17 protein-coding genes and 1 tRNA gene are annotated in these 18,902 nt (G+C 64.4%); 12 read left to right on the top strand and 6 right to left on the bottom strand.

The window, feature by feature from the left end; genetic code table 11:
- Positions 1 to 497 precede the first annotated feature (497 nt).
- Positions 498 to 1,637: a glycerate kinase gene (locus tag CHB97_RS24340; protein WP_089290620.1), complete on the top strand. Its 1,140-nt coding sequence runs from the start codon at positions 498 to 500 to the stop codon at positions 1,635 to 1,637.
- A 13-nt stretch (positions 1,638 to 1,650) separates the two neighbouring features.
- Here CHB97_RS24340 and hmpA read toward each other — a convergent pair whose 3' ends face one another.
- Entirely contained in the window at positions 1,651 to 2,820 is a 1,170-nt protein-coding gene (gene hmpA, locus CHB97_RS24335) for an NO-inducible flavohemoprotein (RefSeq protein WP_089290625.1), read from the bottom strand.
- A gap of 232 nt (positions 2,821 to 3,052) precedes the next feature.
- Between hmpA and CHB97_RS24330 the strand changes: the two genes are divergently transcribed.
- Positions 3,053 to 3,484 (top strand): Rrf2 family transcriptional regulator, encoded by a 432-nt coding sequence (locus CHB97_RS24330; protein ID WP_089290619.1) that lies wholly within the window; start codon positions 3,053 to 3,055, stop codon positions 3,482 to 3,484.
- 14 nt (positions 3,485 to 3,498) lie between these two features.
- Here CHB97_RS24330 and CHB97_RS24325 read toward each other — a convergent pair whose 3' ends face one another.
- Positions 3,499 to 4,407, bottom strand: a complete 909-nt coding sequence (locus CHB97_RS24325) for a LysR family transcriptional regulator (RefSeq protein ID WP_143271177.1) — start codon at positions 4,405 to 4,407, stop codon at positions 3,499 to 3,501.
- Positions 4,408 to 4,503: 96 nt separating this feature from the next.
- Positions 4,504 to 4,593, bottom strand: a tRNA-Ser gene (locus CHB97_RS24320).
- 392 nt (positions 4,594 to 4,985) lie between these two features.
- On the opposite strand from CHB97_RS24320, the gene rplU reads away from it, so the two are divergent.
- The 5 genes from rplU to CHB97_RS24295 all read left to right on the top strand — a co-directional run bounded on the left by rplU (position 4,986) and on the right by CHB97_RS24295 (position 9,114).
- Positions 4,986 to 5,297: a 50S ribosomal protein L21 gene (gene rplU / locus CHB97_RS24315; protein ID WP_089290617.1), complete on the top strand. Its 312-nt coding sequence runs from the start codon at positions 4,986 to 4,988 to the stop codon at positions 5,295 to 5,297.
- A gap of 37 nt (positions 5,298 to 5,334) precedes the next feature.
- Positions 5,335 to 5,622, top strand: coding sequence for a 50S ribosomal protein L27 (gene rpmA, locus CHB97_RS24310; protein ID WP_089290616.1), 288 nt, complete (start codon positions 5,335 to 5,337; stop codon positions 5,620 to 5,622).
- 168 nt (positions 5,623 to 5,790) lie between these two features.
- Positions 5,791 to 6,846 (top strand): GTPase ObgE, encoded by a 1,056-nt coding sequence (obgE, locus tag CHB97_RS24305; RefSeq protein ID WP_089290615.1) that lies wholly within the window; start codon positions 5,791 to 5,793, stop codon positions 6,844 to 6,846.
- 105 nt (positions 6,847 to 6,951) lie between these two features.
- Positions 6,952 to 8,607 (top strand): M28 family metallopeptidase, encoded by a 1,656-nt coding sequence (locus CHB97_RS24300; protein WP_089290614.1) that lies wholly within the window; start codon positions 6,952 to 6,954, stop codon positions 8,605 to 8,607.
- Positions 8,608 to 8,619: 12 nt separating this feature from the next.
- Positions 8,620 to 9,114, top strand: a complete 495-nt coding sequence (locus CHB97_RS24295) for a hypothetical protein (RefSeq protein WP_089290613.1) — start codon at positions 8,620 to 8,622, stop codon at positions 9,112 to 9,114.
- Positions 9,115 to 9,154: 40 nt separating this feature from the next.
- Here CHB97_RS24295 and ubiM read toward each other — a convergent pair whose 3' ends face one another.
- Positions 9,155 to 10,345 (bottom strand): 5-demethoxyubiquinol-8 5-hydroxylase UbiM, encoded by a 1,191-nt coding sequence (ubiM, locus tag CHB97_RS24290; RefSeq protein WP_089290612.1) that lies wholly within the window; start codon positions 10,343 to 10,345, stop codon positions 9,155 to 9,157.
- Positions 10,346 to 10,624: 279 nt separating this feature from the next.
- On the opposite strand from ubiM, the gene CHB97_RS24285 reads away from it, so the two are divergent.
- From CHB97_RS24285 to CHB97_RS24275, 3 genes are all read left to right on the top strand, one after another.
- Positions 10,625 to 12,961, top strand: coding sequence for an Orn/Lys/Arg decarboxylase N-terminal domain-containing protein (locus CHB97_RS24285; RefSeq protein ID WP_089290611.1), 2,337 nt, complete (start codon positions 10,625 to 10,627; stop codon positions 12,959 to 12,961).
- Positions 12,962 to 13,022: 61 nt separating this feature from the next.
- A complete protein-coding gene (locus CHB97_RS24280; RefSeq protein WP_200820110.1) occupies positions 13,023 to 13,658 on the top strand; it encodes a GNAT family N-acetyltransferase in 636 nt (211 codons plus the stop codon).
- A gap of 102 nt (positions 13,659 to 13,760) precedes the next feature.
- Entirely contained in the window at positions 13,761 to 15,455 is a 1,695-nt protein-coding gene (locus CHB97_RS24275; protein WP_089290609.1) for an iron ABC transporter permease, read from the top strand.
- A gap of 12 nt (positions 15,456 to 15,467) precedes the next feature.
- Here the strand turns inward: CHB97_RS24275 and CHB97_RS24270 are convergent, their stop codons facing one another.
- Both CHB97_RS24270 and CHB97_RS24265 read right to left on the bottom strand, forming a co-directional pair.
- Entirely contained in the window at positions 15,468 to 15,896 is a 429-nt protein-coding gene (locus tag CHB97_RS24270; RefSeq protein ID WP_089290608.1) for a flagellar basal body rod protein FlgC, read from the bottom strand.
- 15 nt (positions 15,897 to 15,911) lie between these two features.
- The gene (locus CHB97_RS24265; RefSeq protein ID WP_089290607.1) at positions 15,912 to 16,670 is read right to left on the bottom strand and encodes a Crp/Fnr family transcriptional regulator; all 759 of its coding nucleotides are present in this window, start codon (positions 16,668 to 16,670) and stop codon (positions 15,912 to 15,914) included.
- A gap of 302 nt (positions 16,671 to 16,972) precedes the next feature.
- On the opposite strand from CHB97_RS24265, the gene CHB97_RS24260 reads away from it, so the two are divergent.
- On the top strand, positions 16,973 to 17,428 hold the full coding sequence (locus CHB97_RS24260; RefSeq protein ID WP_089290606.1) for a hypothetical protein: 456 nt from the start codon (positions 16,973 to 16,975) through the stop codon (positions 17,426 to 17,428).
- A gap of 63 nt (positions 17,429 to 17,491) precedes the next feature.
- The gene (locus CHB97_RS24255) at positions 17,492 to 18,730 is read left to right on the top strand and encodes a class I SAM-dependent rRNA methyltransferase (protein WP_089290624.1); all 1,239 of its coding nucleotides are present in this window, start codon (positions 17,492 to 17,494) and stop codon (positions 18,728 to 18,730) included.
- Positions 18,731 to 18,902 lie beyond the last annotated feature (172 nt).

The following is an 18,902-nucleotide window of genomic DNA, read 5'->3' as shown; positions in this document are numbered from 1 at the left end:
GAGACTGCAAATCCATCGTCGGCAGCGGCGCCGCCGTCGTTGGTGGAGCGCTTTCTAAACACCTCCAACCAACCCGTCAACCGTTTTTTCACCGTTCCAAACTTTTTTCTCCGCAGCGCCGAAACGCTACAAAAAGCATAGAACCAACCCGGTCAACGGACCATCAAGCAATCAACCCACCAGAACTAAGTCCAGCAGACACAATGCCCAACAGTACGATAGATAAATCCACTTGTCCGAAGGCCTAAACCTTCAAAGAACCGTCGGTGATACTGACCAAAACCACCATCACCCCGTCCCACAACTTGACAAACCAACCGGCCCGCCGTCGTGGGAGGCGCTGTATAGGCGCACAGCAAAACCGATGCAACATCTTTTTTGAAGAAAATTACTGCCCTTCTTTTTCGGCATCGGGCGACGCGGCGGGAAGCGGAAAGCCGCCGCGTCGCTGTCGGTGATATAAGGAGGTGAAGCCCCCCATCAGGAAGGAACCCCCGATGAAGATCCTGATTACCCCGGATTCCTTCAAGGAAAGCTTGGCCGCACAGGCCGTGGCGGAGCAGATCGCGGCCGGCATCCGCGACGCCCTTCCCACCGCCGACTGCCGGATCGCCCCCATGGCCGATGGGGGGGAAGGGACAGTGGCGGCCATGGTGGCGGCCCTGGATGGGCAGACCCGCCAGATCAGTGTCACCGGCCCGCTGGGGGAGCCGGTCATGGCCTGTTATGGGCTGAGCGGCCAGACGGCCATCATCGAAATGGCTGCCGCCGCCGGTTTGGCGCTGGTGCCACCGGCCCGGCGCGACCCGTCGCAGACCACCAGCTTCGGTGTGGGGGAGTTGATCCGCGATGCGCTGGGCCAGGGGGTCCGGCACCTGATCATCGGGATCGGCGGCAGCGCCACCAATGACGGGGGTGCCGGCATGGCGCAGGCGTTGGGGATCAGGCTGCTGGATGCCGAAGACAGGGATTTGCCATTTGGCGGCGGTGCGCTGACGCGACTGGCCCGGATTGATATGACGGGTCTGGATGCACGGCTGCACGGTTGTCGGGTGGAGGTGGCCTGCGATGTGGATAATCCCTTGATCGGGCCGCACGGGGCCTCGGCCATTTTCGGCCCGCAAAAGGGGGCAGATGCCGCCATGGTGCAGCGGCTGGATGAGGCACTTTACCATCTGGCCGAGATTATTCGGCGGCAGAGGGGGCTGGATGTGGCGAATCTGCCCGGCGGCGGGGCCGCCGGCGGCCTGGGCGCCGGGCTGCACGCCTTCCTGGGGGCCACGTTACGCCCCGGGGTGGATATTATCAGCCAGGCCATCGGCCTGACGGATCGGATTGCCTGGGCCGATCTGGTCATCACCGGCGAAGGAAGGCTGGATGGGCAGAGCCTGCATGGCAAGGTGCCGGTGGGCGTGGCCCGGCTGGCGGCAGCACAGGGCAAGCCGGTGATCGCCATCGCCGGCAGCCTGGGGGATGGGGCCGAGCGGCTGCGGGAAATCGGCATCAGCGCCATGGTCAGTTGTGTGCCCGGCCCCTGTACCCTGGAAAAGGCGCTGGACGATGCGGCAGCGAATATCCGCCGCACCGCCCGCACAATGGCTGAGTTGTTGCGCCTGGGGGCGGGGATCAACCCCTGAGCCCCCTCACCGCTCAGCCCAGCGCTTCCGCAGGCCCGAAGAACTCGAAATGGCGGCGCTCCGCCGGCACGCCAATGGTGGCCAGCGCCTTGTTCACCAGGGCCATGAAGGGTTTCGGCCCCAGGAAATAGGTATCCGCCGTTGCCGGCACCCAGGCGCGCAACTGCTCCAGGGTCGGCCGGCCCGCCGGGTTGCCAGGGCTGCCCCCTTCTTCATGCACCAGATGGGCGGTGAAACGGCCATGGTCCCGCGCCCAGGCGGCCAGCACGGGGCCAAACGCCTGGACGGCCGGGTTGCGCGCATAATGGATGAACAGCACGTCGCGCCCGCCGGCTGCCAGCGCCGCCTCTGCCATGGCCAGGGTGGGGGTGATGCCGACACCGCCGCTGATCAGCACCAGCGGATCGCTTCCCGGCTGCAAGGTGAAGGCCCCGGCCGGCGGGAAGACATCCAGCACATCCCCCACCCCCAGCACCTGATGCAGATGGGTGGAGACGAGCCCGCCCGCTTCACGCTTCACGCTGATGCGCAGGTCGCGCCCATTGGCCGCCTGGGACAAGGAGTAATTGCGCCGCACCTCCTGCCCATCGATCACCAGCCGCAGGCCGAGATATTGGCCCGGCTGATGGGCCAGCACCGGGCCGCCATCCACCGGCTCCAGATAAAAGGAGGTGATCTCGGCACTTTCCGGCTGCTTGCGTGCGATGCGGAAGGGCCGCGCCCCCCGCCAGCCGCCAGCCGCCTGGGCCAGCTTGTCATATTCACCGGCTTCCGCGCCGATCAGCAGATCGGCCAATTGTCCATAGGCCGCCGCCCAGGCATCAATCACCGCATCCGTGGCAATCTCCGCCCCCAGCACCTCCCGGATGGCGCGCAGCAGGCAGGAACCGACAATCGGGTAATGTTCGGCCTGGATCTGCAGCGCCACATGTTTCTGGATGATCTGGGCCGGCAAGGCGCCCAGCGCGCCCAGATTGTCGATATGCCGGGCATATTGCAGCACCGCATTGGCCAGGGCGCGCGGCTGGGTGCCGCTGGCCTGATGCGCCTGGTTGAACAGCGGCCGCACCGCCGGATGTTCAGCCAGCATGATCTTATAGAAATGTGTGGTCAGCGCCTCCCCGCCGCTTTCCAGCAGCGGGACGGTGGCCTTGATAATCACGGTCTGGTCGGGGGTGAGCATGGGGGTCATCCTTGGATTGCGGGCGCAAAAAGCCCGTTCCCGCCGGCACAAGGCCGAGGGAATGACATGAAGCCAGGAAAAGCAGAAATGCCCGATCAGGGCGGATCGCGGCGGGCCGGTGGCGCGCCAATCATGGCCGCCCGCTTCATCCACATTCCAAATCATGCATCTGGGATGCTATATATCAGGGAGCGATATAAGATGCAATATAGATGCATGTTTAGGAGCGGCCGTGCGCCTGACCCGATTTTCCGATTACGCAGTACGCGTCATGCTGTTTCTGGCGGCCCATCCCGACCGGCTCTGTTCCATCGGGGAGATCGCCAACGCCTATGAGATTTCGCAGAACCACCTGATGAAGGTGGTGAGCGATCTGGCCGCCCATGGCTATATCCTGTCATCGCGCGGGCGCAGCGGCGGCATCCGGCTGGGAATGCCGGCCGGGGAGATCAATATTGGCAAGCTGATCCGCCATACGGAAGGCCAGATCGATCTGGTGGGCTGTGCGGAATGCAAACTGGCGGGGGCCTGCCGCCTGCCGGGGCCGCTGGATCTGGCGTTGGATGCGTTCTTCGCGGTGCTGGAACGCTATTCCCTGGCCGATGTGCTGGGGGATGATGCCGGGTTGCGGCTGCTGGGCCGGTTGGGGCCGCCGCATGATTAAGGGGAGGCCACCCCTTAAAAAGTACCGCCGCCTTCCACATGGCTGCGGGCAAAGCGCCGGGCCTCTGTCACCAGGGCGGCGGTCAGCGGCGTCATCGGTTCCCGGTTGGGCACCACCAGCCCGATCGTGTGTACGGCATCCGGCTCCACAATGGGGATAGCGCGAATCGGGTCGGTCAGGCCCAGGGTGCTGGCCAGCACCTCCGGCATCACGCTGGCCCATTTGCCGGTGCGCACATGGGAAAACAGCACGATCATCGAATTGCTTTCCAGCGTCGGCGCCGGACGGGCCCCGGCGCCCAGCAGCAACCGGTCGATGATGCGGCGGTTCTGCATGTCCGGCGTCAGCAGGCAGAGCGGGATATGCCCCACCTCCGCCCAGGTGACCTGATCACGGTCGCCCAGCGGGCTGTCGCGGGAGGTGAGCAGGCGGTAATGTTCGCGGTAGAGCGGGATGGAACGTACCCGGCCCAGCGGTTCATTATCCAGATAGGTCAGGCCGGCATCGATCTCCAGATTCTCCAACATGCCCAGCACCTCCTGCGAGGTGCGCGACAGGATGGAGAAATGCACCCCCGGATGGCGTTCACGATAGGGGGTGGTCAAGGCCGAGACCATGGCCAGCGCGGTGGGGATGGCGGCCAGCCGCAAATGCCCCATCAACCCATGGCGCAGGGCATGAACCTCCTGTCGCATGGCGCGGGTATCGCTGACGATGCGCCGCGCCCAATCCAGCACGCGGTCGCCCTCCGGCGTCAGCCCCATGAAACGGGCACCGCGATTGACCAGCAGCACGCCCAGCGTGTCTTCCAATTGCTTGATGCCGGCGGACAGGGTGGGCTGGGTGATGCCACACGCCTCTGCCGCCTTGCCGAAATGCTGTTCGCGGGCCAGCGCGATGAAGAATTCCAGCTTGTCGATCACCGCAAAACGGCTCCGGTCGGGGGCGGAGGCGTCAGCGTGGCATCGCAAAGCCGCTGGGGCAAGCCAAGAGATGTAGAGGATAATGGCTGGATTGAATGGCGGAGAGGGTGGGATTCGAACCCACGGTACCCTTGCGGGTACTTCGGTTTTCGAGACCGACGCGTTCGACCACTCCGCCACCTCTCCGCATAACCCCGCGTGAGGCCATATCGGGAATGGTCAATCCCGGCCGTCGCTGCGAAGTGGCGGGGAACCTACACAAAGCCAAAGGGTGATGCAACAGGTCTTTTCATGATATCTTCAATACGCTCCGATGCTGGTCGGTGGGGGCTATGACGCACCGTTACCATCGCGCCGATGGCTTCATGCGATCCTGCGGCGGCACCCCTGCACCGGATGAAGGGCCAAAACCCTAGGCAGAGAGTCGGTTCCCGGTTGACAGGGCCGTCATGGCGGGTATATTCCCGCGCCTCTGGAACGGGGCTCTTTCGGGTCGCCGATTTCCTTTGTGCGGCTACAATGAAAGGGACCGCCCCAATTGCGGGGTTTCCCGGATCTTTGAAGAAGTGGTGGTTAGAATGTTCGCAGTCATCCGCACCGGCGGTAAGCAGTACAAGGTCGCGGCCGGCGACGTCATTCGTGTTGAAAAGCTGGCCGGCGAGGCTGGCGCCTCGCTGAAGCTGGACGAAGTGTTGCTGGTGAGCAATGCTGGCACCACCACTGTCGGGTCGCCGCTGGTTGCCGGTGCCGCTGTGACGGCCGAAGTCGTTGCCCAGGACCGCAATGACAAGATCATCATCTTCAAGAAGAAGCGTCGCCAGAACTACCGCCGTAAGAACGGTCACCGTCAGGAAGTGACGGTGCTGCGTATCACCGGTATCCAGGCCTGAGCGCCTTCTTGAAGCTATCGTTTGAGGAGTAAGATCCATGGCACATAAAAAGGCAGGCGGTTCGTCCCGCAATGGTCGCGATACCGCTGGCCGCCGTCTGGGCGTGAAGCGCTTCGGCGGTGAGCTGGTTCTGGCTGGCAACATCCTGGTTCGCCAGCGCGGCACCAAGTTCCATGCCGGCGCCAATGTCGGCATCGGCAAGGACCACACCCTGTTCGCGCTGGTCGACGGCAATGTCGAGTTCAAGACCGGCCTGAAGGGTCGCACCTTCGTTGCGGTCAACGAGCTGGTTGTTGAAGACGCCCCGGCGATCGCCGCCGAGTAAGGTGTCCGCCGCCGGCCCCGGCCGGCAGCACCAGAAAAGAGTCCGGTCGGGGGAGCGGGAAACCGTTCCCCCGATTTGTTTTGTTTTTGATTATGCTTTCCAGCGTCCTCAGGCAGCGGTCCCGCGCCAAAGGCCTGTTCCTGCCGTTTTCCATCCCGTGGTGTCGTCATGAAGTTCCTCGATCAGTGCAAGATCTTCCTGAAAAGCGGTGATGGCGGGCCCGGTGCGGTGGCATTCCGGCGGGAAAAATTCATCCCCAATGGCGGCCCCGATGGCGGCAATGGCGGCCGGGGCGGCGATGTGGTGATTGAGGCGGTCGATGGGCTGAACACCCTGATCGATTACCGCTATCAGCAGCATTTCAAGGCTAAGCGCGGCGGCCATGGCATGGGCTCCTCCCGCTCTGGCGGGCGCGGGGAAGATGCGGTGCTGCGCGTGCCCGTGGGCACCCAGGTGCTGGACGAGGATCAGGAAACCGTCATCGCCGACATGACCGAGGTGGGCCAGCGAATCGTGCTGCTGAAAGGCGGCGATGGCGGCTTCGGTAACGAACATTTCAAGACCAGCACCAACCGCGCGCCCCGCAATTTCGGCCCCGGCTGGCCGGGGGAAGAGCGCTGGGTCTGGCTGCGGCTGAAGCTGATCGCCGATGCCGGGCTGCTGGGCCTGCCCAATGCCGGCAAAAGCACCTTCCTGGCCGCCGTTTCCCGCGCGCGGCCCAAGATCGCCGATTATCCTTTCACCACCCTGGTGCCCAATCTGGGCGTGGTGAAGGCCGGTAATGAGGAGTTCGTCATCGCCGATATTCCCGGTTTGATCGAAGGTGCCCATGAAGGCCACGGCCTGGGCACCCGCTTCCTGGGCCATGTGGAGCGCACCCGCGTGCTGCTGCATCTGGTGGATGGCACGCAGGAAGATGTGCAGCTGGCCTATCGCACCATCCGGCGCGAATTGCGCATGTATGGCGGCGGGCTGGCCGACAAGCCGGAAGTGGTGGTGCTGAACAAGGTCGATGCGCTGTCGGAAGAAGAGATCGAGTTCAAGCGCACCAAGCTGCGCCGCTCGGCCAAAAAGCCGGTGCTGGTCATGTCCGGCGCCTCTGGCCAGGGGGTGCAGGAGGCGCTTTATGCGCTGCTGAACCATATCAAGGAAAGCCGCGCCCAGGATGAGGAAGCGGCGGTTGATGCGGCCTATAAGGCCCGCTATCGGCCGATTGAAGAGTAAAAAGCAATAAAATCCCAGGGGCCGCGAGGCCCCTGGACCCCGGATATTTGCGGGGAGAGGCAAGGCCTGATAACAGGGACTGGGACCAAATGGAGTTTCCAGCCTATGAAGAAGCGTTTCCTGCTGGCATCCGTCGCCCTTTGCGCCGGCTTTGCCGCACAGGCCGCCGAACCCACATTCGATATGCAGCGGTTCAGCGGCGATATCCGCACCCTGTCCAGCGATGCCTTTGAAGGCCGTGCCCCCGCATCGGCGGGCGAGGTGAAGACCGTCGATTTCCTGATCCAGCGCATGAAGGAAGCCGGGCTGGAGCCGGGCGGGCCGCAGGGGTCCAACGGCGTGCGCAGCTGGACCCAGGATGTACCGCTGCTGAAATCCGATATTATCGGCACGCCCAGCCTGAGCCTGACAGTGAATGGCAAGGCGAAAGCCCTGAGCCAGGGCAAGGAAATCGCCGTACGCGCGGCGCTGACCGGTGACACGGCCGTGTCACTGAAGGATGTGCCGCTGGTCTTTGTCGGCTATGGCGTCAAGGCGCCGGAACGCGACTGGGATGATTTCAAAGGCGTCGATCTGCGCGGCAAGATCATGGTCGTGCTGGTCAATGACCCGGATTTCGAAGGGCCGGCAGGCCGATTCGGCGGCAAGGCCATGACCTATTACGGCCGCTGGACCTATAAGTTTGAGGAAGCGGCCCGCCAGGGGGCCATCGGCACCCTGATCGTGCATGAAACCGATGCCGCCTCTTATGGCTGGGCCACGGTGGCCAGTTCCAACACCAACACCATGTTCGATATTGTGCGCGACAAGCCGCGCAGTGCCCACAGCCCGCTGGAAGGCTGGATTCAGCGTGACGTGGCGGTGGAGCTGTTCAAAGCCTCGGGCCTGGATTTTGAAAAACTGCGCGTGGCCGCCCGCAGTGCCGATTTCCGGCCCGTGGCCCTGAAGGCCACGCTGGATGCCACCTATCAGGTGAAGCCGGAAACCATCATTTCCAAGAATGTGCTGGGCCGGATCGCCGGCACCAGCCATGCCGATGAAACACTGATCTATTCCGCCCACTGGGACCATCTGGGCGTCGGCGCACCCGATGCCAAGGGCGACCGCATTTTCAACGGCGCCGTGGATAATGCATCCGGCACCGCCGCCCTGCTGGAACTGGCCCGCGCCTATAAGGCCGCCCCGGCCCCGGCCCGGTCGGTGTTGTTCCTGGCGGTGACGGCGGAGGAAAAGGGCCTGTTGGGTTCCAGCTATTACGCCGCCAACCCGGTCTGGCCGCTGGCCCGCACAGTGGGTGTGCTGAACATGGATGCGGTGATCAGCCCCGGCCCGGCCAAAGATTTCACCATCTCCGGTCAGGCAAAGCTGGACCTGCTGGATCTGCTGATTGCCGAGGGGGCCAAGCGCCACCGCACCTATACGCCCGACCCGAAGGTGGAAGCCGGCGGCTTCTTCCGGTCTGACCATTTCCCCTTCGCCAAGCAGGGCGTGCCCGCCATCTCTTACGGTGCCGGGGATGATCTGATCGACGGGGGCAAGGCAGCGGGCAAGGCCTGGGGCGATGCCTATGTGAAGGCAAAATATCACCAGCAATCCGATGAATGGTCCCCGGACTGGAACCTGGAAGGTACCCGCCAGGATCTGGGCCTGCTCTATGCCGTGGGGCGCAATCTGGCCGACAGCCGCATCTGGCCGAACTGGAGCCAGGAGGCCGAATTCCGCGCCATCCGCGATGCCAGTGCCGCCGAGCGGCAGCAATAAGGAGAGTAACCGATGGTTCCCGCCCCCTTTCAGACCCTGGTGCGTGTGGCCAAAGATACGCCCGGCGTGCCGGTGACGCTGGCCGATTTCAACCCGGCCTTCCTGCCGCGCTTTTTCAGCTTTGCGGCGGAAAAGGCGCTGGGTCGCTTTGCCTTTTGCCTGATCAACCCGCTGGGCCGGGTGGTGCTGTCCTATGCCGATCCCGCCACGGTGCTGACCGCCGACCGCACCGCCTTTGCCAAGGCCAGCACGGCGGTACAGATCGGCTATGGCTCCGATATCTGGGGCCAGGGTTTCAACCCGCAACTGGCGGGGATGCCGGGCCTCTGTGCTTATAAGGGGTCCCGCGCCCTGCTGGTGCCCAACGATCCGCAGCCGCTTTATCTCGGCTGTCTGGGGGTCAGCAGCGGGGCGGCAGGCGATGATGATCCGCTGTGCCAGACCCTGGCGGATTTCGTGCTGGAACAGGCCGCCCGCGACCCGGCCAGCGTCATCGCCCTGGCATAAAGAAAACGCCCCCGGAAGTGCCGCTTCCGGGGGCTTTCTTTTACCGGTGCTGCATCAGCAGCCGGGTGACGCCCTGGCGGATCAGCGGCAGGCCGGCGGCGGCGCGCAGGGCGGCATGGCGCACCAGCCGTTGCGGCAGCCTTTCATCGGTATAAAGCCCGACAATCAGGTTGGTGGCGGTGTAAAGCGGCCGGGTGGCCAGCCGGTGCTGCATCTCATACCGGCGCAGCAGCAGCGGGGCTGCGATATCGCGGCCCTTTTCCGCGGCCTCGCGGATCAGGCCGGCCAATGTCTCCTGCCCCTGCAGGCCGAAATTGAAACCATGGGCGGTGACGGGATGCATCCCCACCGCCGCATCACCGATCAGGGCCGCGCGGGTACCGACGAAATTGTGCGAATAGGTGGTGGCCAGCGGATAGACGTAAGGCGCACTGACCGGGCGCATCCCCCCCAGCCGTTCCCGGTAACGCTGGGTCAAATCCTGGCCCAGCGCTGCCGGCGATAGCCGCATCAATTGGTCCATCGCCGCCGTCGGCAGGGTCAGCACCGCCGATGACAGCCGGCCGTTCAGCGGCAGCATGGCCATGGTGTGCCCATGTTCAAACCATTCGGTGGCGACCCCACCATGGTCGCCCTCATGGTCCACCCGGCAGACCATCATGGACCGGCCCAGCCGGTTGATCTCCGCCCCGATGCCCAGCCGCCCGCGCACGTCGGAGAAGCGCGAATCGGCACCGACCAGCAGCCGCCCGGTCAGACAGCGCCCATCGGCCAGCCGCACCAGCCCCTGGTCACGGTCGGCCCGCACCTCCGTCACCGGCTGGCCGGTGATCAGGCTCAGCCCTTCCTGCCCTGCCACGCTGTGGAACAGGCTGCGGCGGATCAAATGGTTGGGCACCAGATGGCCCAACCTGTCCTGCCCCTCCGCTTCCCCGCCAAAGCTGAGCGCGAAGGGGGAGCCGCCATTCAGCACCACCGCCTTGCGCAGCGGGGCAATTTCCGCCGGATCGATGCGATCCCAGGCGCCCAGCGCCGCCATGATGCCGGCGGACCGGTGGGTCAGGGCGATTTCCCGCCCGTCAAAGGCCGGGTCGGCCAGGGCTTCCAGCGGCTGGCGTTCGACGATGGCGATATCCAGGCCACAGCCGGCCAGCGAGCGGGCAAAGGCCAGCCCCGCCGGGCCGCCCCCGATGATGATGACATCGTGATGGGTGCTGGCCTTGTCACGCATGTTCGCTCTCCTGTCCCGGCGCCGATCGATCATTCCTGAAAATCTTGTAGCGCGCGGCGGCGGGCGGGTAACTGCGTCACAGTCACCTTTTGATGCAGCGGGAAACGGTTTCAGCCATTGAACTTTCCCGCCCGTTCCGTCAGTCCTCTGCCCCAGCATTCCCGGTGCGCCGGTGGATCATGAAGTTTCTTTGAAACTTCTTTTGCGATCACCGCCGCAACATGTTCCCCTCCTCCGCCGCGCCGGTTTCTCTAGCGTCAGTCCCACGGAGCCTCCCAGATGGATTTCTTCCGCCGCTTCAATTTCCTGGTCTGTGCCCCCGCCTTCGAGGCCGATGAGCTGGAGGGCACGCGGCTGCACGACATCATCAGCGAGGTGGAGCGGCTGGGCTTTGAAGTCACCAAGGCGCGCCGCATCGAGGATGCCGAACTGGCCATCCGCACCGATGCCGCCATCGGCTGCATGGTGCTGGACTGGGGCAAGCGCTGGTCGGAAGGCAAGGCCGCCGCCCTGATCTCCCTGGTTCGGTCGCGCGGGCTGGAAATGCCCATCGTGCTGCTGGTGCGGCGCAAGCGGCTGGAAGATATCCCGGTGGAGGTGATGCGGGAGATTGACGGCTATGTCTTCCTGGCCGAGGAGACGCCGCAATTCATCGCCAAGAACCTGATCAGCCGGCTGCGCCAATATGCCGAAACCCTGAAGACCCCGTTCTTCGGCGCGCTGGTGGATTATGCCGAAGAAGGCAACCAGATGTGGACCTGTCCGGGCCATAATGGCGGCATCTTCTATAGCCGCAGCCCCATCGGCCGCATCTTCGTGGAACATCTGGGCGAGGCGATCTTCCGCGACGATCTGGATAATTCCGTCGTCGATCTGGGCGATCTGCTGGTGCATGAGGGGCCGGCCCTGCGCGCCCAGAAGGAAGCCGCCAAGATTTTCGGGGCGGAGCGCACCTATTTCGTGCTGAACGGCACCTCGGCTTCCAACAAGGTGGTGCTGGGCGCTTTGGTGGCGGAGGACGATCTGGTCCTGTTTGACCGCAACAACCACAAGGCCGCCCATCATGGCGCCCTGCTGCTGGGCCAGGGTACGCCCATCTTCCTGGAAACCGACCGCAACGCCCATGGGTTGATCGGCCCGATCGATTATGAGGCGCTGGACGAGGACAAGATCCGCGAGAAGATCCGTACCAACCCCTGGGTGAAGGATCCCGATGCCTGGAAGAAGCCGCGCCCGTTCCGCGTGGCGGTGATCCAGCAATGTTCCTATGACGGCACCATCAATAATGCCGATATGCTGGTGCAGAAGCTGGGCCCGCTGTGTGATTACATCCTGTTTGATGAGGCCTGGGCCGGCTTCATGAAGTTCCATCCCCTGTTCCAGGGCCGCTATGGCATGGGGGTGAAGAATCTGGGGCCCGACAGCCCCGGCATCATCACCACCCAATCCACCCACAAGCAGCTGGCCAGCTTCAGCCAGGCCTCCCAGATCCATGTGAAGGACAAGCATATCGGCGATATTGAACGGCGCGTCGAACATCGCCGCTTCAATGAAAGCTTCCTGCAGCACGCCTCCACCAGCCCCTTCTATCCCATCTTCGCCTCGCTGGATGTCGGCGCGCAGATGATGAAGGGCAAGTCGGGCGAAGTGCTGTGGGACGACACCATCCGGCTGGGGATTGAGACGCGCAAGAAGCTGCGCGCCATCGCGCGGGAATTCCTGGACAAGGAAAGCGATCCCGCCCGCCAATGGTTCTTCGACCCGTTCGTGCCCGATCTCACCCGGTTCGAAGGGCGGGACATGCGCTGGGAAGATGTGCCGACCGACGATCTGGCGCGCGACCCGTCGCACTGGATGCTGGAACCGGGGCGGGGCTGGCACGGGTTCAGCCATCTGGGGCCGGATTACGCCATGACCGACCCCAACAAGCTGACCATTCTGACGCCCGGTTTCGATCGGCGCACCGGGGCCTATCTGGAACAGGGCGTGCCCGCCCCTGTGGTGGCGGAATATTTGCGCGAAAACCAGATCGTGCCGGAAAAGAACGACCTGAATTCACTGCTGTTCCTGCTGACCCCCGGCGTGGAAAGCAGCAAGGCCGGCGGGTTGATGAGCGCGCTGATCTTCTTCAAGCGGCTGCATGATGACAATGCCCTGCTGGATGAGATCATGCCCGATTTCGTCCGCCGCCGCGCGCCGCGCTACAATGGCGTGCGCCTGGGCGACCTGTGCCGCGATATCCACAGCTTCTACCGCGAGCATAATATCAGCAGCCTGCAGCGCCAGCAGTTCCGCCCCGAACATCTGCCGGAAATGGCCATGCTGCCCCATGTCGCCGCCAAGCATCTGGTGCGCAACAAGGTGGATTTCGTGCCGCTGGATCAGGTGATGGGCCGCATCGCCACCACGCTGATGCTGGTCTATCCGCCCGGCATCGCCACCGTGCTGCCGGGCGAGCGGTTGACGGAACAAGCCAAGCCGATGATCGATTATATGCGGGTGTTCGAGAAGGGGGCCAACCTGTTCCCCGGCTTCGACAATGAAATCCAGGGCGTCTATCGCAAGCAGGATGCCGATGGCCGCATCCGTTTCTATACCTACGTCGTGCGTGAGTAACAGCGGGCGGCCCCAGGGTATGGACCTTGGGGCCGCCGTGATATCAGGACCATTCTTATCCATGAATGAAACGCCAATACCAGCCGCCCCCACCCTGATCGTCCGCACCTCCACCGATGCGGATGTGGAAGCGATGCTGGCCATCTACAGCCATTACATCCACCGGGGCATCGGCGATTACGAGCCGGAACCGCTGGATGAGGATGATATCAAGCGGCGGCGCAAGAACATGCTGAACAAGCGGCTGCCCCATGTGGCGGCCGAGCTGGATGGCGTGGTGGTGGGCTATGCCTATGCCGTGCCGTTCCGCAAGCGCCCGGCCTATCGCTATGCGGTGAAACATTCGATCTATGTGCATCCCGACCATCTGTCGGCGGGCATCGGCCGGCAGCTGATGCAGTTCCTGATTGATGCCTGTGCGGCAGCGGGATACCGGCAGATGATCGGCTATATCGATGCCGCCAATGAACGGTCACTGCGGCTGCATGAAAGCTTCGGCTTTGCCCGTGCCGGCTATCTGCCCGCCATCGGCTATAAGTTCGGCCGCTGGACGGATTCGGTGCTGGTGATCCGGCCCTTGGGCGAGGGCAGCAGCACCCCGCCGGCCCCCCTGCCGAAAAAGACCAAGGCAAAGGCCCCAGCCGCAGCGGCGGGCGGCACCGGCACTGAGGACGGTGTGGCACCGGTCGCCAGCTGAGAACACAGCGCGGCGACAGCCGCCGGGCCACCCCCGCAAGGTTCGCTCATGACACCCCAAAAACCAATTGCGACCCGTTCGCAGGAATGGGACAAGGGGGGCATGAGCGACCAATCCATGCCCCGCCCCGCCGCCGCCCGTCTGCCCCTGCTGCGCCTGCCATCCGGCTGGGCCGTCACGCTGAGCCTGATCGCCCTGCTGGTGGCCCTGCCGGTGCTGATTGTCGGCAGCCGCATCTTCCTGCCCAGCCATGGCGTGTGGGAGCATCTGGCCGGTACAGTGCTGGGAACCTATCTGGCCAACACGCTGACCCTGGCGCTGGGCACGGCGGGCGGGGTGCTGGTGATTGGGGTGGGTACGGCTTGGCTGGTCACCATGTGCCGCTTTCCCGGCCAGCGCTGGCTGGAATGGGCGTTGCTGCTGCCCATGGCCATGCCGGCCTATGTGATGGCCTATGTCTATACCGACCTGCTGCAGTTCATCGGCCCGGTGCAGACGGCCCTGCGCGATCTGTTCGGCTGGACCCGGCATGATTACTGGTTCCCCAATATCCGTTCCCTGGGCGGGGCGGTGGCGGTGCTGTCCTTCGTGCTGTACCCCTATGTCTATCTGCTGGCCCGTGCCGCTTTTCTGGAACAGTCGGTCTGTGTGCTGGAGGTGGCGCGCACGCTGGGGGCGGGGCCCTGGCGCAGCTTTGCCCGCGTGGCGCTGCCGCTGGCCCGCCCCGCCATCGCCGCTGGCCTTGCTTTGTCGATGATGGAAGTGCTGGCCGATTTCGGCACCGTGCAATATTTCGCCGTCGATACCTTCACCACCGGCATTTACCGTACCTGGTTCGCCCTGGGCGAACCGGTGGCCGCCGCCCAGCTGGCCTCTGTGCTGATGCTATTCGTCATGGCGCTGGTGGTGATGGAACGCTACAGCCGGGGCCGGGCACGCTATTTCCATTCCACCGGGCGGTACCGGGCCCTGCCCAGTTACCGGCTGCATGGTCTGCGCGGCGGGCTGGCATTGCTGGCCTGCCTGCTGCCGCTGGCGCTGGGTTTCATCATTCCGCTGATGGTGCTGACCCGGATGGCGGTGACAGAGGGGGATTCCCTGTTCGGCCCCACCTTCATGAATCTGGCCGGTAACTCCTTCACCCTGGCCGGCATCACCGCCTTGCTGGCGGTGGGTCTGGCCAGCCTGATGGCCTATGGGCTGCGGCTGCAGCCCACGCCCTGGCTGAAGGGGGCGGCACGGGTGGCCGCCATGGGCTATGCCGTGCCCGGATCGGTGATCGCGGTCGGCATCCTGATCCCGGCGGCACGGCTGGATAATGCGCTGGATGGTTTCATGCGCGCCCAGTTCGGCCTGTCCACCGGGCTGCTGCTGTCTGGCACGGTAACGGCGCTGATCTATGCCTATCTGGTGCGCTTCCTGGCCGTGTCCTTCAACACGGTGGAGGCCAGCCTGGGCAAGATCCGCCCCAGCCTGGATCAGGCCGCCCGTGTGCTGGGCCGCACGCCGGGTGCCACGCTGGCCCGTGTGCATATGCCCATCATGAAGGGCAGCCTGCTGACGGCGGGCCTGCTGGTCTTTGTCGATGTGATGAAGGAATTGCCGGCCACCATGATCGTGCGGCCGTTCAATTTCGACACGCTGGCCGTGCGCGTCTATACGCTGGCCAGCGATGAACGGCTGGGGGAGGCCAGCACCGCCGCCCTGATCATCGTGCTGGTGGGCATCATCCCGGTGGTGCTGTTGTCACGCGCCATCACCAAAAGCCGGCCGGGTTCCAGCAGTGAGCCATCGTAAGACAAGAGGGCGTCACGCCAGCGTGTTGATGGCTTCGCGCTGCATGTCATCCTGGGTGCGGATGACGGCCAGATTGGCCTTATAGGCGGACAGCGCGCCGATCTGGTTGGTGGTTTCGGTCACCGGGTCCACATTGGGCGCAGCGACCAGCCCATTGCCATCGGCCTGCGGGCTGTCGGGCTGATATTCCGGGATATAGGCGGGGGTGACGGGGCGGGACACGGCCCGCGTGCCACCGCCATCGGCCGCCACCGTATCGGTGGCGCTGGGGGCATAGGCCGCATTCTTGCCCGCCGGCACCGTGCCATCGGCACCGGGAATGGCCCCGGTGCTACGGGCATTGGCGACATTGCCGGCCGAATTGGACAGGCGCTGCGTCTGCGCCAGCGCGCCGGAAAGCGCGCTGGTCAAACTGCTGCCAAGTCCGTTGATGCCAGCCATTGCCCCTACCCCCGATCAGGCCGCGCCGTCGGCCAGATCCTGCAACGCGTCGCGGTCATTGATCTTGACCTTGCCGCCTTCCATCAGGGCGATGACGCGGCTGGTCTTCAATTGGGTAAAGGTGCGGCTGACGGTTTCAGTCGTCAAGCCCAGATAGTCGGCTATATCCGAACGGCTCATCGGCACATGCACCGGATTGTCCTTGAAGCCACGCCGCACCGCGCGCTGGGAGAGCAGCAGCAGGAAGGAGGCGATGCGCTCCTTGGCATTCTTGCGCCCCAGCAGCAGCATCTGATCCTGCGCGGCAGCCAGCTCATTCGAGGCCATGGCGAACAGGCGGCGCTGCATCTTGGGATAATCTTCCAGCAGCGCCTCCAGCCGGCGGCGCGGGAAGCGGCAGAGCGTGGCCTGGGTCACCGACTCCGCCGAATAGGCATAGGTGTCATTGACCGACAGGCCCATGAAATCACCGGCCAGCAAGAAACCGGTGATCTGCCGCCGCCCGTCGGGCAGCAGCTTGTACAGCTTCATGGTGCCGGAAGTGACGTTGAACAGCATGTCGGCCTTGTCCCCTTCCGAGAACATGGTGTGGCCGGGTTCAACCTTCATATTAACCAGGATTTCGGCCAGACGCCGCAATTCCTCCTGCTCCAGCGCGGAACAGACGGAGAGGGAGCGCACCGGGCAGGCGCTACAGGGGTTGATATCCGTACCTGCCGCATTGTTGGCAGGGATCGGGGCCAATGCCGCGTGCGTACCCGTCGCTGGTTCCATGAAGCCACCCCCCATCCTGATATACCCCGGCAACCCAATGAACAACGCAGGCTGCGCAGCCCCGGGGCAGCGATGATAACGCTTCCAATCCGGGCCGCGGCCTGCTGTTCAACCGCCGTGGTCTGGTGGACCATATTGCCACCAATTGAAACGATTCCACAACCGTTCAGCCGTGAACAGATATACTTGCCCATCATGGCCCTGCCTTGACCTGGATCAAAGCTTTTTCGCGGAGGGTCTGGCATCAGGTTACGTCAGGGGCGGTGGCTGTCCCGTTCCTCCAGACGAAGAATTCGACCCCCATGATGTCCGACCGTTTCACCGTTACGCCCCTGGACCGGCGCCGCATCGATCAGGTCTATCCGCTGATCCAGGCGGGGAAATCCGGCATCAGCCGGGAGGAATGGCGCGATTATGCCGCACGCATGATCGCGGCGACCGAGGGCGGCATCCGCGTGGCCCAGGTGGATCATGGCTATATCCACGGGCTTTACGCCTTCCAGGCCATGCCCAGCCCCAAGCACGGCACCGTGCTGCAGGTGGACATGTTCCTGGCAATGGACCTGTTTGAGCCGGAGGTGGCGATCGACCTGCTGCTGGCCGACATGGACCGGGAAGCGCTGGACAGGGGCTGCGGGGCCGTGCATCTGCACCTGCCGCAGGCCGATGGGCCGGCGGCCCCGTCGCGCGCGCTGGAACGCGCCATCAGCCATGGCCATCATCGGGAAGATCTGCGCCTGTGCCGCGTGCTGGTCTGACGCGCAAAGCCTGAACGGGTGCCGCCCTTGGCGGGGCTGGGGCGGCATTGTATTTTCCGCCCCATGACTGAGAATGCTGCCGCGACGGCCCCCGACACCACCCCTGTTGCCAAACCTGCCGCCCTGCCGGTGATCCGCCTGCAGGCGGGCCGGCACAAGCGCGCCCAGCATGGCCATCCCTGGGTCTATTCCAACGAAGTGGATATGGACAAGGCGACCAAGGCGCTGCCGGCCGGCTCCATCGTGCGTGTCACCGATGCCGGCGGTACGACGCTGGGCATTGCCACCTTCAACCCGCATACGCTGATCGCCTCGCGCTTTCTGTCGCGCGATGCCGCCACGGTGGTTGATACTGGCTTCTTCGTGAACCGCATCCGCCGCGCCGTGGAAATCCGTGACCGGCTGTTCGACCGGCCCTTCTATCGCCTGATCCATGCCGAAAGCGACGGGCTGCCGGCGCTGATCATCGACCGCTATGGCGATGTGGTGGTGGTGCAGGCCAATACGGTGGCCATGGATCGCCGCATCCCGATGATCCTGGCCGCCCTGGACGAGGTGCTGAACCCGCGCGCCATCGTGCTGCGCAATGACAGTGCCGCCCGCACCTATGAAGGTCTGCCGGAGGAGGTGCGCGTCGCCAAGGGCAGCATCGAGGGGCTGATCCCGCTGGAAGAAAACGGCGCTACCTTCTTCGCCGACCTGTCGGAAGGCCAGAAGACCGGCTGGTTCTTTGACCAGCGCGACAACCGCGCCTTCATCGCCAACCTGTGCAAGGGCAAGTCGGTCGTCGATTTCTATACCTATGCCGGCGGGTTCGGCGTGCTGGCGGCCAAGCGCGGTGCGTCCCATGTCACCCTGGTCGACCGCTCGGCCCTGTCGCTGTCCATCGCGGCCAAGGCGGCAGAGGCCAATGGCGTGGCCGACCGGGTGGACACGGCCAAGGGCGATGCCTTCAACCTGATGGATCAGTGGGTGACGGAGGGCCGCACATTTGAGGTGGTGATCGCCGATCCGCCGGCCTTTGTGAAATCCCGCAAGGATCTGGCTGTGGGCAGCCGCGCCTATCGCCGCATGACCAAGGCCGCCGCGCGGCTGGTGGCACCGGGCGGCATGTTGCTGGTGGCAAGCTGCTCCCACAACATGGAACCGCCCTTGTTCCACCAGGAGGTGGCGCGCGGCCTGGGTGAGGCTGGCCGCCAGGGCCGCATCCTGCGCTTTGCCGGCGCCGGGCCCGACCATCCGGTGCATCCGCTGCTGCCGGAAACCCAGTATCTGAAGGCCATGGTCTTCGCGCTGGATTGAGACCAATCTGCCTAAAGGTTGACCTTTAGGCAGATTGGAGGCCGGCGACCGCCGGCCCGCCGCCCATGCGGCGCAAGCCAAGCCGCCGGATGGCGGCGCCCGGCGCCTGAGGGAACGCGAAATCTCCCTGGATCGGTCACGATCAAGGGAGATTGGTAGAAGCGAAAGGCAT

This window comes from Azospirillum sp. RU38E, from assembly GCF_900188385.1.
Taxonomy (GTDB): Bacteria; Pseudomonadota; Alphaproteobacteria; order Azospirillales; family Azospirillaceae; genus Niveispirillum.
This window is presented reverse-complemented; position numbering and strand designations above follow the sequence as displayed.

What these genes read in the sequence shown, in the direction of transcription:
- CHB97_RS24340 (WP_089290620.1), top strand. Translation starts at nt 498, where the DNA reads ATGAAGATCCTGATTACCCCGGATTCCTTCAAGGAAAGCTTGGCCGCA.
- hmpA (WP_089290625.1), bottom strand. Translation starts at nt 2,820, where the DNA reads ATGCTCACCCCCGACCAGACCGTGATTATCAAGGCCACCGTCCCGCTG.
- rplU (WP_089290617.1), top strand. Translation starts at nt 4,986, where the DNA reads ATGTTCGCAGTCATCCGCACCGGCGGTAAGCAGTACAAGGTCGCGGCC.
- rpmA (WP_089290616.1), top strand. Translation starts at nt 5,335, where the DNA reads ATGGCACATAAAAAGGCAGGCGGTTCGTCCCGCAATGGTCGCGATACC.
- obgE (WP_089290615.1), top strand. Translation starts at nt 5,791, where the DNA reads ATGAAGTTCCTCGATCAGTGCAAGATCTTCCTGAAAAGCGGTGATGGC.
- CHB97_RS24300 (WP_089290614.1), top strand. Translation starts at nt 6,952, where the DNA reads ATGAAGAAGCGTTTCCTGCTGGCATCCGTCGCCCTTTGCGCCGGCTTT.
- CHB97_RS24295 (WP_089290613.1), top strand. Translation starts at nt 8,620, where the DNA reads ATGGTTCCCGCCCCCTTTCAGACCCTGGTGCGTGTGGCCAAAGATACG.
- ubiM (WP_089290612.1), bottom strand. Translation starts at nt 10,345, where the DNA reads ATGCGTGACAAGGCCAGCACCCATCACGATGTCATCATCATCGGGGGC.
- CHB97_RS24285 (WP_089290611.1), top strand. Translation starts at nt 10,625, where the DNA reads ATGGATTTCTTCCGCCGCTTCAATTTCCTGGTCTGTGCCCCCGCCTTC.
- CHB97_RS24280 (WP_200820110.1), top strand. Translation starts at nt 13,023, where the DNA reads ATGAATGAAACGCCAATACCAGCCGCCCCCACCCTGATCGTCCGCACC.
- CHB97_RS24275 (WP_089290609.1), top strand. Translation starts at nt 13,761, where the DNA reads ATGAGCGACCAATCCATGCCCCGCCCCGCCGCCGCCCGTCTGCCCCTG.
- CHB97_RS24270 (WP_089290608.1), bottom strand. Translation starts at nt 15,896, where the DNA reads ATGGCTGGCATCAACGGACTTGGCAGCAGTTTGACCAGCGCGCTTTCC.
- CHB97_RS24265 (WP_089290607.1), bottom strand. Translation starts at nt 16,670, where the DNA reads ATGGAACCAGCGACGGGTACGCACGCGGCATTGGCCCCGATCCCTGCC.
- CHB97_RS24260 (WP_089290606.1), top strand. Translation starts at nt 16,973, where the DNA reads ATGATGTCCGACCGTTTCACCGTTACGCCCCTGGACCGGCGCCGCATC.
- CHB97_RS24255 (WP_089290624.1), top strand. Translation starts at nt 17,492, where the DNA reads ATGACTGAGAATGCTGCCGCGACGGCCCCCGACACCACCCCTGTTGCC.